This is a genomic window from Candidatus Pelagibacter sp. PS_10_02 (genome assembly GCF_059418005.1).
The window spans coordinates 778349-789871 of sequence record NZ_CM182076.1 but is presented as its reverse complement, the minus strand read 5'-3'; the positions used below and the strand labels follow the sequence as shown (position 1 = coordinate 789871).

The window sequence follows — 11523 nt, the reverse complement described above, 5'->3', positions numbered from 1 at the left end:
CTTATTTTTTTTGATCTAAAAAAACTTTCAAAGAGTCGTCCATTGCAGTTTCCCATGGTGTATGATGAACTGGTCCAACAGAACCCGTTACTGGTGAAGAGAAAGATTTGTTTCTATAAGTCATAATATTTTCAACTTTATGATGTTCCCATTCTTTAAAATGTTTTCTGATTAATTCAAAATCAATTTTAGGATAATCAGATAAAGAGTGGAGTTCTTTGGTATATTCAGTTTGAAAATCAATCATTTGATCTGGATTTTCTAATTTTTCTTCCATCGATACCCATTTATTTATGTCTGTTTCAATTTCTGAGTCATTTGGAATTTTTATTTTTCCCATTATTACATCTCGCGCATACCAAGCCTGACAATCAAACATATTGAAAGTATGAAACTGATCTTGCATACCTAAATACATTAGTTTGTGATTATTTTGCCAAACAACACCTTTATATAATTTTGGTGGATACAATCTATTGCTAGTTTTAAGTTTAAGATCTTCAGATAAAAAAGGGAAATGGTGAAGATAGCCAGTGCAAAGAATAACAGCATCTGTTTCTTGTTCATGACCGTCCTTAAAAATTGCTTTATTGCCCTCAAGTCTATCTAAGTGAAAAACTTCCTTCATTCCTTTAGGCCACTTAAATCCCATTGGATTATGTCTGTAGCCTATGGTTACACTTTTTGCTCCATATTTATGACACTGAAGAGCAACATCTTCAGCAGAATAACTACTTCCCAAGACAACAACATTTTTTCCTCTGAATTCTTCTGCATCTCTAAAGTCATGAGAATGCATTATTCTTCCAGGAAATGATTTCATTCCTGGATATTCTGGAATGAATGGGACTGAAAAATGACCCGTTGATACAATCACATAATCAAATATATCTTTTAAAATTTTATTATTTATCTTGTCTCGATAAGAAACTTCAAAACTTTTACCATTATAAAAAACATTGGTAACAGACGTATTAAATTTGACTTTATCTTTTAAATTTCCTTTTTTAACTCTACCTAAAATATAATCGTACAATACTTCTCTAGGTGGAAAAGATGGAATTGGTTTTCCAAAGTGTTCATCAAATGAATAATCTGCAAACTCTAGACATTCTTTAGGACCGTTTGACCAAAGATATCGATACATACTATTAGGTACAGGGTCACCGTATTGATCAGAACCTGTTCTCCAACTGTAATTCCATAATCCTCCCCAATCTTCTTGTTTATCAAAACAAACTATTTCAGGTATCTTTTCACCTTTTTTTTCAGCTTGTTCAAAAGATCTCAAAGCAGATAAACCACAAGGCCCAGCACCAATAATTGCTACTTTTGTCATAAAATCGCTTCTTCCTAATTAATTTATAACTGTACTTTATCAACAAAATGCTAAAAATTAATATAAAAAAATACAGTATTATGAAAAAAATTATTATTATTGGTGCTGGAGCAATGGGGTCAGCATTTGCTGTTCCATGTCTTGAAAACAAGAATAAAGTAACACTTGTTGGTACACATTTAGAAGATGATTTAATAAATAAAATTCAATTAAATAATAATTTCCATCCAGCTTTAAATATTAAATTACCATCAGAATTGAAGGTTGAAAAATTTGAAAAATTACAATCAATACTTGAAGATAAGGTAGATATAATTGTTGCTGGAGTTAGTTCTATAGGAATTGAATGGTTTGTTAATCAAATATCGAAAAATTATAAAAAAAATATTCCCATTATTTTATTAACAAAAGGTTTGGCTATAGAGGATAATGAATTAATAACACTGTCGGATAAAATTAAAAAACTTCTAAAAAATCAAGGTCAAACTGAAGTAAACGTTTCAGCGATTAAAGGCCCCTGTTTGGCAGCCGGTCTTGCAAATAAAATGAGAACAGGTACAGTTATTGCCAATCCAAACATTAAAGAAACTGAAAAACTAAAAAAATTTATATCAACCGATTATTACTCAACAGAAACTTCAGATGATTTAACAGGTGTAGAATTAGCTGGTGCAATTAAGAATATATATTCAATGTTGATTGGGGCTTCTGAGGGATTGAGTAACTCTAAAGCTTCAAAAGAAATTCAATCTAAATATTATTTGAACACATCTGCTTCATTAATTCATAGATCAATTTCTGAGATGGTAGAATTTGTTTCTTACTATGGAGGCAAAACAGATACAGTTTATGGCTTAGCTGGCTTGGGTGATTTATATGTCAGTGCAATAGGTGGAAGAAATAGTTTAATGGGTAAATATTTAGGAGAAGGCTATCTTTATAAAGATGCTAAAGAAAAGTTTATGAAAAATATTACAGTTGAAGGCGCACAACTTGCTTTAGAGATTGGACCAAAAATTTTAGAAGAACTTGATCAAAAGGACTTCCCACTTATGTTTAGTATGTTAAAAACTATTTGTGAAAATAAAAAATTAGAAATTAAATGGTAAAAAATATATTAATATTTTTTTTTATAGTGCTTGGAATGGTAGTTATTTTAAATTTTAGCGATCATAATCTCAAAAGAGCTGTAGATGCCTGTTTAGCAGGAAGCCAAAAATTATCTAAATCTAAAATTGTTGATCTTGAAGAAGCTAAAAAGTTTTGTGAAGAGGAAATTAAAAAAAATAAAAATTAGAAAGAGATTAACTCATGAATTCAAATTGGAATTATCCAACAACCATGTGGGTTGGAAAAAACAGAGTTAAAGATTTAAGTATTGCTTGTAAAACTTTAAATATTAATAAACCATTGTTAGTAACAGATAGTGGTCTAGCTAAATCAAAAATTGTAAATAATGTTTTAAATAACCTAAAAGAAAATGGGATTTTGGTTGAGTTATATTCAAATGTTGTTGGTAACCCAACTGGCACCAATGTAACTGAAGGCGCTGATTATTATAATAAAAATAATTGTGATGGAGTAATAGCTTTTGGTGGAGGTAGTGGCTTAGATGTTGGTAAAGCTATCGCATTTATGTCGGGTCAAACACAGTCTATTTGGGATTTTGAGGATGTTGGTGATAACTGGACCAAAGCAAACCCTGATAAAATTGCACCAATTATTGCTGTACCCACAACTGCAGGCACTGGTTCTGAAACAGGACGAGCATCAGTAATATTAAATGAAGAAACGGGTATAAAAAATATTATTTTCCATCCTAAATTTTTACCTTCAATAGTTATTTTGGACCCAGTTTTAACAGTTGGATTACCTGCAAAGATTACAGCTGCAACTGGTATGGATGCACTAGCTCATAACCTGGAAGCATATTGTGCTCCAGGATACCACCCTATGGCTGATGGAATTGCTTTAGAGGGAATGAGATTAATTAATGAATGGTTACTTGAAGCAGTTAACAATGGATCAAATATTGAAGCAAGGCAAAACATGCTAACAGCTGCTAGTATGGGGTCAACAGCATTTCAAAAAGGACTAGGAGCAATTCATTCATTAAGTCACCCAGTAAATGCATTAAATAATATTCATCATGGTTTATCGAATGCAATATTCATGCCCTATGTTTTAACATTTAATAAAGATGTTATCGAAGAGAAGATAATTAAGATTTCTGATTATTTAAAACTTAAAGATAGATCATTTGACGGTTTTGTTAACTGGGTTTTAGATTTAAGAAAAAAACTAGATATGCCTCATAAATTATCAGAAGTGATTGATGAAAAAGATTTTGATATTGATAGATTATCAAAAATGGCTTTAGCAGACCCATCTACTGGAGGAAATCCAAAAAAATTAACTGAGAATGATATGAGGATAATGTACCAGCACAGTATGACAGGTGAATTATTTAAATGAGTAATTTGAGCATTTTAATTGTTGAAGGAAATATTAAAGAAGATAGTGAATTTTTTATTAAAGCAGCTGGTGCTTCTGCAGCAGATAACTTAAAAAACTTAATTTTAAAAATAGAACCATCTACAATTACTGAAATTATAAATCCTGGTCATGATGATGAGACAACGAATGCTCTAAAAGACATGAGTAAATATAATGGTATTGTCTTTACAGGTGGTGCAATGCGAATAAATGATATGACAGATGTGATTAAGAAACATATTAATTTTGCATCAAATTGTTTTACTCAAAAAAAAAAGATTTTAGCTATTTGTTGGGGGTTACAAGTCTGCACAACAGCGGCTGGGGGCAAAGTAAACCCTGGAAAAAAAGGTGCTCACATTGGAATTGCGTCGGATGTAATTATTAATAATGAAGGTGAGAAGCATTTTATTTACAAAGATAAAAAAAAGATTTTTACATCACCAGCATTTAATTTTGATGAAGTAAGTGAATTACCAAAAAATGCTATTCTTCTATCAAGTGATAAAGTTAACAATGTAATGGGTGTTAGTTTTAATGCAGGAAACTCTGAAATTATTGGCCTACAGTATCATCCTGATTATGAGTACTTGCAGATGCTTAAACTTATTGAAGGTCGTAAAGAACGACTATTTGTAAATAAAAATTTTTTAAATGAAGAAGAGTATGAAAACCATATCTCTTACATAAAATCTCAAAACGAACTATTAGATTTTAATAATAGGACATGTGAAGTTAGAAACTGGCTTAATTATTTACGTAAATAGTTTCTAAAATAGACCTTCAATTTCACCGTCTTTATTTAGCTTAATCGAGTCTGCTGCTGGAACTCTTGGTAGCCCAGGCATCGTCATCACTGCTCCACATATAACCACTATAAACTCTGCTCCAGAAGAAAGTTTAATCTCCCTGATTGGCAAAGAGTGTCCTGTTGGCGCGCCTTTTAAGCTCGGATCTGTTGAAAAACTGTATTGAGTTTTTGCAATACAAATTGGGAATTCTCCATACCCAGCATCTTCAAAGCTTTTTAATTGATCTCTAATTTTAGTATCAGCAATAACCTCATCTGCTCTATAAATTTCTTTTGCAATAGTTTCTATTTTTTTAAATAGAGGAGTTTTGCTTTCATATAAGAATTTGAATTTATCTTCATTTTTCTCACATAATTCAGCAACATGACTTGCAAGCTCTTTTGTACCACCACCACCATTTGCCCAATGAGTACAGAGACTTGCTTTCACTCCAATAGTGTCACAAAATTCTATTAAGGCTTTTACTTCGTTATCTGTATCTTTAATAAAATGGTTAACTGCTACTGCAACTGGTAAACCAAATTTCTTTACATTTTCCACATGTCTTTTAAGGTTAACTAAACCTTTTTTTAAAGCTTCTACATTTTCTGTTTTAAGATCATCTTTTGCTACACCACCATGCATTTTTAATGCTCTAATAGTTGCAACAATTACTACACAACTAGGTTTTAGATCTGATTTTCTACATTTAATATCAAGGAATTTTTCTGCACCAAGGTCTGCACCAAATCCAGCCTCTGTAACAACATAGTCAGCAAGTTTTAATCCAGTCTTTGTAGCAATTACAGAATTACAACCATGAGCAATGTTTGCAAAAGGGCCACCATGAATAATTGCAGGATTATTTTCTAAAGTTTGAGTAACATTAGGTCTAATTGCATCTTTTAATAATACTGTCATTGGACCTTGTGCTTTTAAATCTTTAGCATAAATAGGTTTTCTATCTCTAGTATAGGCAATTGTAATATTTCCTATTCTCTTTTCTAAATCTTCTAAATCATTTGATAAGCAAAAGATTGCCATGATTTCAGATGCAACGGTTATATCAAAACCATCTTCTCTTGGAAAACCATTTGCAACTCCACCTAAGTTTATATTTATAGATCTTAAAGAACGATCGTTCATATCTATTACTCTTTTCCAAACAATTCTTCTAACATCGATGTCTAATTTATTTCCCCAATAGATATGATTATCAATTAAGGCTGACAGCAAATTATGAGCTGATGTTATTGCATGAAAATCTCCAGTAAAATGTAAATTAATTTGTTCCATTGGAACTACTTGAGCATAACCACCACCTGCTGCTCCACCTTTCATTCCAAAAGAGGGACCAAGGCTTGGTTCTCTTAAACAAACAATAGATTTTTTTCCAATTTTATTTAATCCATCATTTAAACCAACTGAAGTTGTTGTTTTTCCCTCACCAGCTGGAGTAGGAGTGATTGCTGTCACTAATACAAGTTTTCCATTTGGTTTATTTTTTAAAGTATCTAAATATTCTAAATTAATTTTTGCAATGTGCCTTCCCATTGGACTAAAAGCAGCACTTTCATCAGGTACATTTATCTTGGCTAAAATATCATTTATAGGTTGCATTTTAGCTTCTCTAGCTATTTGAATGTCTGACTTAACTTCGCTCATTTAAAACTCCTATAAAATTAATTTTTAATGCTCAATTGATATCCTATTATAATTTTTTGGAAACTTCTAAAAAATATATATAAAAAAAATAAGAACTATTTATATTCGTTTGTATAAAATTATTTAATGCAAAAATATTCTATATTTAATTTGATCAAAAATGCTTTTTCTGGTCATCAAAATTGGGATTTAGCCTGGAAAGATCCTACTCCTAAAAAAGAGTATGATGTTGTCATAATTGGTGGAGGCGGACATGGTCTGGCAACCGCTTATTATTTAGCAAAAGAGCACAATATTACCAATGTTGCCATTATTGAAAAAGGATGGATAGGAGGTGGAAATGTTGGAAGAAATACCACAATCATTAGATCAAACTACATGTATGATGATAACGCTTTATTTAGTGAATTTGGAATGGATTTATGGAGAAAGATGAGCCAGGATTTAAATTACAATGTAATGTTTTCCCCAAGAGGAATTATTAACCTTGCTCACTCAGATGCCCAGATGAATGTTTTTGCAAGAAGAGGAAACTCAATGCGATTAAATGGTATCGACGCAGTTTTATTAAATAGAGAAGAAGTGAAAGAAATTATTCCAATGGCTGACTTTTCAGACAATGTAAGGTTTCCTATATTCGGTGGATTGATGCAACCAAGTGCAGGTACTGCTCGTCATGATGCAGTAGCTTGGGGATATGCACGACAAGCAGATTCTATGGGCGTAGATATAATTCAAAATTGTGAAGTAACAGGTTTTGATGTTGTGAGTGGAAAAATCCAGGGAGTTAGAACCTCACGTGGAGATATTAAAGTTAAAAAAATTGGACTTTGTGTTGCAGGTAGTACAAATATTTTAGCAGAGAAATTGAATATGACATTGCCAATTGAAACACATCTTTTACAAGCTTGTGTTTCAGAACCAGTTAAGCCTGTTTTAGATAGAGTTGTAACTTTTGGTGCGGGGCATTTTTACATAAGTCAGTCAGATAAAGGTGAGATGGTAATGGGAGGAGATTTGGATGGCTATAATAGTTATGCGCAAAGAGGAAATCTTCCAACCCTTCAACATGTTTTAACTGAAGGAATTGCAATGATGCCGTTTCTTAGTAAACTAAAAATGCTCAGAACTTGGGGTGGGATAATGGATATGTCTATGGATGGTTCACCTATAATAGATAAAACTCATATTGAAGGATTGTATTTAAATTGTGGATGGTGTTATGGTGGGTTTAAAGCAACACCTGCATCAGGATGGACATTCGCACATACAATTGCACAAGATAGAGTTCACAAATTAAATGCTGGGTATAGTTTAAATAGATTTAATACAGGTCACTTACTAGATGAAAAAGGACTTGGAACTAAAACATGGATTTCATAAATGCTCCATATTAAATGTCCTCACTGTGGGATGAGATCTCAAAATGAATTTTCATATGGTGGAGATGCAACCGTTAAAAGACCAGAGCTTAATAAGGAAGTTTCAGACCAAGATTGGAATAATTTTGTCTATAATAGAAAAAGCTTAAGAGGAAAACACAAAGAGTTATGGCAACATATATCAGGTTGTAGACAGTGGATTAAAGTAGAAAGAGACACTGCAACTCATGAAATATTCAAAACAGTTAAAGCAAATGAAGAACTTTAATATGAAGCAGGATTATAGATTAAATGATATTGGTTTAATAAATAGAGACAAAAAGATTTCTTTTAAATTTAATGGTAAAAAATACTTTGGTTATGAAGGGGATACACTGGCTTCGGCCCTATTAGCTAATGGAGTTCATTTAATAGGAAGAAGCTTTAAGTATCATAGACCCAGAGGCTTTTTTGGAGCGGGAGTGGACGAGCCATATGCAATTGTCCAACTCTATAGAAATAATGAAACTGAACCTAATATAAAAGCTACAGAACAAGAGTTGTTTGAAGGCTTAGAAGCTAACAGTGTCAATTGCTGGCCAAGTGTTAATTTTGATATTGGAGCTATAAATAATTTTCTAAAAATATTTTTACCTGCAGGATTTTATTACAAAACTTTTATGTGGCCAAAAAGCTTTTGGTACAAAGTTTATGAACCTTTTATAAGAAAAGCGGCAGGACTTGGGGTAGCATCAATTAAACATGATAAAGAGAGATACGAGCATAAATATGAGTACTGTGATTTACTAGTTGCTGGTTCAGGACCTTCTGGTTTAGCAAGTGCATATGCTGCAGCTAAAAATGGAGCCAGAGTTATATTAGCAGAGGATAAACCAAGGTTTGGTGGATCATTGTTAACTAGTGAAGTTAATATTGGTAATCAATCAGGAAAAGAGTGGGCAGATAATATAATTTCAGAACTTAAAGAAATGCCCAATGTTATTGTTAAAAATAGATCTCAAGTATTTGGTTATTATGACCACAATATGCTCGTGATGTCTGAAAAATTAAGTGATCATTTGCCTAAAACCAAAAAATATAATCCTAAACAAAGATTATGGTATATCAGAGCTAAAGAAGTTGTAATTTCATCTGGATCAATTGAAAGACCATTAGTATTTGGAAACAATGATACACCAGGCGTGATGTTGTCTTCAGCTGCAAAAGAATATTTAAAAGTCTACGGGGTTTTAGTAGGTAAAAAACCATTAATTTTTACTAATAATGATAGCGGATATGAAACAGCTATAGAATTTAAAAAAAATGGAGTTGATCCAGTTGTTTTAGACACGAGAAAAGAATTAAAATCTGAAATTATAGATGAAGCAAAAAAATTAAATATTCAAATTAAATTTTCTTACGTAATTGTTGCAGCCAAAGGATATAAAAAAGTTAAATCTGCTGAGGTTGCTAAAATTTCAGATGATAAAAAAAAATTGGGAGCTTTAGAAAATATTAATTGTGATTGTATTTGTGTTTCGGGCTTTTGGACTCCAACAATACACTTAGCTTCCCAATCAGGAAATAAAACAACTTTTAATAAAGATATAGATGCATTCGTGCCAGGACTATCAAAACAAAATGAAACAACCTTGGGTGCTGCAAATGGAACTTTCACATTAGAAGAAACTTTAAAAAAATCATTTGAAAGTGGATATGAACTTTCAAAAAAAATTACTAAAAATGAAAACAAAACATCAACTCCAACAGTTATGGAGAAAAAATCAACTACACATGATAAATTTTGGTGTGTACCTTTGCCTAAAGACAAAACATATAAAAGATTTTTAGATTTTCAAAACGATGTAGCAGTTTCCGATGTAGAAATTGCACTAAAAGAAGGTTATCGATCAATAGAACATGTAAAGAGATATACGACACTAGGAATGGCTACAGACCAAGGAAAAACAAGTAACCTCAACGGTTTGCAACTAGTTTCAAATATCGAAAATAAAATAGTGCCAGAAGTAGGTCATACAACTTTTAGACCTCCATATACACCAGTTACTATTGGTGCAATTGTTGGAAGAGAAATTGGTAAACATTCTAAACCAACAAGAAAATCACCGATGCACACTTGGCATGAAAAAAATAATGCAGTGTTTGTAGATGCGGGTGTTTGGTTGAGACCAAGATATTACAAAATTGGAGAAGAAACTTTATTTGAAGGTTCCAAAAGAGAAGCTAAAAATGTTAGAACAAATGTAGGAGTTTGTGATGTAACTACTTTAGGTAAAATTGACATTAAAGGACCTGATGCAGCAGAACTACTAAATCGAGTTTATACTAATGCTTGGTTAAAACTACCGGTTGGTAAAGCTAGATACGGTGTAATGTTAAGAGAAGATGGAATTGTTATGGATGATGGAACAACAACGAGGATTTCTGAAAACCATTATCATATGACAACAACTACAGCACAAGCAGCAAATGTTTTATCTCATCTTGAATATTATCTACAACTTGTATGGCCAGAACTAAATGTAAATGTAGTTTCAACTACAGAGCAATGGGCAGGAGCAGCAATCGCTGGACCAAAATCTAGAGATTTATTGCAAAAACTATTTCCAAATATTGATGCTTCAAATGAAGGGTTACCTTTTATGGGGTATTTAGAAGCTAATTTATTTGGAGTTCATGCACGAATTTTTAGAATTTCATTTTCAGGAGAGCTTGCTTATGAAGTTAATGTAGAATCTAATAATGGAAACCTTATGTGGGAGAAAATAATAGAAATAGGACAAGAATTTAAAATTCAACCCTATGGAACTGAAGCATTATCAACATTAAGAATTGAAATGGGACACATTGCAGGATCCGAACTTGATGGTAGAACTATTCCTTATGACAACTCTTTAGAAGGATTGGTCAGTAAAAAGAAAGACTTTATAGGAAAACGTTCTTTAGATAGAGAAGCATTTATAGCAAAAGATAGACAAAAGGTAGTAGGAGTTGTTCCAATTGATAAGAAAACAAGTATCCCTGAAGGATCTCATTTAGTTAAAGACGCAACGGCTCCAATCCCAAATCCTAAATTAGGATATATTTCAGCATCTTGCTGGAGTGTTGAATACGATAATCCATTTTCCTTAGCAATTCTCAAGGATGGAAAAAATATGATAGGACAAAAACTATTTGCAATGTCACCTTTAAAAAATAAAACAATACCGGTTGAGATTGTTTCATCACATTATGTAGATCCAAAAGGTGAAAGGGTAAGGTCATGAGCTCAATCTCTGCTTTAAAAAATACTCATATCAAAGGTTTATTTGGTGATCATGAAGGAAAAAATGATAATGAGTTGTTAAAAGTAAGTGAATTAACTGATTTTCTAATTATCCAAATTTTTAAATATAGTAGTTCTACAATAGCTATTGAAAATATTAGGTTAGATAATCTGAACTTAAAAAACGAAGCTCTAAATATAAGCTGTAACATTAATACAAGAATTTTATGGAATGGCCCAAATAACTGGCTTTTAGTTTCTTCAAAAAAAGAAACTATAAAAGAAATTAATGAAAAATTACCAGTAACAGATTTTGCTATAACAGATATATCTCATAGCAGAGCAATAATTCAAATAGAGGGAAACAATACAAAAGAGATTTTAAAAAAGGGATGTCCTTTTAATTTTAATGAATTAAAAAAAGATACATGTTTAAATTCAATTTATAACGGAATGTCGGTTACAATTGATATGTTAGATGACAATCCAGATAAAGTTAGAATGTTCACATTAAGAAGTTTTGGAGAATCTTTTTACCATTCAATTACTGATGCTTGCTTAGAGTTTGGATATAAAGGAGTTTAA

10 protein-coding genes are annotated in these 11523 nt (G+C 31.8%); 8 read left to right on the top strand and 2 right to left on the bottom strand.

Going from position 1 to position 11523, the window contains the following annotated elements; translation table 11 throughout:
* Position 1 precedes the first annotated feature (1 nt).
* On the bottom strand, positions 2-1339 hold the full coding sequence (locus AC5SL1_RS04420; RefSeq protein ID WP_494579213.1) for a trimethylamine monooxygenase: 1338 nt from the start codon (positions 1337-1339) through the stop codon (positions 2-4).
* An 80-nt stretch (positions 1340-1419) separates the two neighbouring features.
* On the opposite strand from AC5SL1_RS04420, the gene AC5SL1_RS04415 reads away from it, so the two are divergent.
* Genes AC5SL1_RS04415 through AC5SL1_RS04400 form a run of 4 tightly spaced genes read left to right on the top strand, consistent with a single transcriptional unit; the run spans position 1420 to position 4602 of the window.
* A complete protein-coding gene (locus tag AC5SL1_RS04415; protein WP_494599261.1) occupies positions 1420-2448 on the top strand; it encodes a 2-dehydropantoate 2-reductase N-terminal domain-containing protein in 1029 nt (342 codons plus the stop codon).
* Positions 2442-2636 carry a hypothetical protein gene (locus AC5SL1_RS04410; protein WP_494579210.1) on the top strand — a complete coding sequence of 65 codons (195 nt, stop codon included), beginning with the start codon at positions 2442-2444 and terminating at the stop codon, positions 2634-2636. The genes AC5SL1_RS04415 and AC5SL1_RS04410 overlap by 7 nt, the downstream gene beginning before the upstream one ends.
* A gap of 14 nt (positions 2637-2650) precedes the next feature.
* Positions 2651-3814, top strand: coding sequence for an iron-containing alcohol dehydrogenase (locus AC5SL1_RS04405; protein WP_494579209.1), 1164 nt, complete (start codon positions 2651-2653; stop codon positions 3812-3814).
* Positions 3811-4602: a type 1 glutamine amidotransferase gene (locus tag AC5SL1_RS04400; RefSeq protein WP_494579207.1), complete on the top strand. Its 792-nt coding sequence runs from the start codon at positions 3811-3813 to the stop codon at positions 4600-4602. The genes AC5SL1_RS04405 and AC5SL1_RS04400 overlap by 4 nt, the downstream gene beginning before the upstream one ends.
* 3 nt (positions 4603-4605) lie before the next feature.
* Here the strand turns inward: AC5SL1_RS04400 and AC5SL1_RS04395 are convergent, their stop codons facing one another.
* Positions 4606-6291 carry a formate--tetrahydrofolate ligase gene (locus AC5SL1_RS04395; RefSeq protein ID WP_494599260.1) on the bottom strand — a complete coding sequence of 562 codons (1686 nt, stop codon included), beginning with the start codon at positions 6289-6291 and terminating at the stop codon, positions 4606-4608.
* Between the two features lie 126 nt (positions 6292-6417).
* Here AC5SL1_RS04395 and AC5SL1_RS04390 point away from each other — a divergent pair, with 126 nt between their 5' ends.
* From AC5SL1_RS04390 to AC5SL1_RS04375, 4 genes are read left to right on the top strand one after another with little or no spacing between them, the layout of a single operon-like run.
* Positions 6418-7674 carry a sarcosine oxidase subunit beta family protein gene (locus AC5SL1_RS04390; RefSeq protein ID WP_494599259.1) on the top strand — a complete coding sequence of 419 codons (1257 nt, stop codon included), beginning with the start codon at positions 6418-6420 and terminating at the stop codon, positions 7672-7674.
* A complete protein-coding gene (locus AC5SL1_RS04385) occupies positions 7675-7941 on the top strand; it encodes a sarcosine oxidase subunit delta (protein WP_494573453.1) in 267 nt (88 codons plus the stop codon).
* A gap of 1 nt (position 7942) precedes the next feature.
* Positions 7943-10939, top strand: coding sequence for a sarcosine oxidase subunit alpha family protein (locus AC5SL1_RS04380; RefSeq protein ID WP_494600293.1), 2997 nt, complete (start codon positions 7943-7945; stop codon positions 10937-10939).
* Positions 10936-11523, top strand: coding sequence for a sarcosine oxidase (locus tag AC5SL1_RS04375; RefSeq protein WP_494599258.1), 588 nt, complete (start codon positions 10936-10938; stop codon positions 11521-11523). Before AC5SL1_RS04380 ends, AC5SL1_RS04375 begins: the two co-directional genes overlap by 4 nt.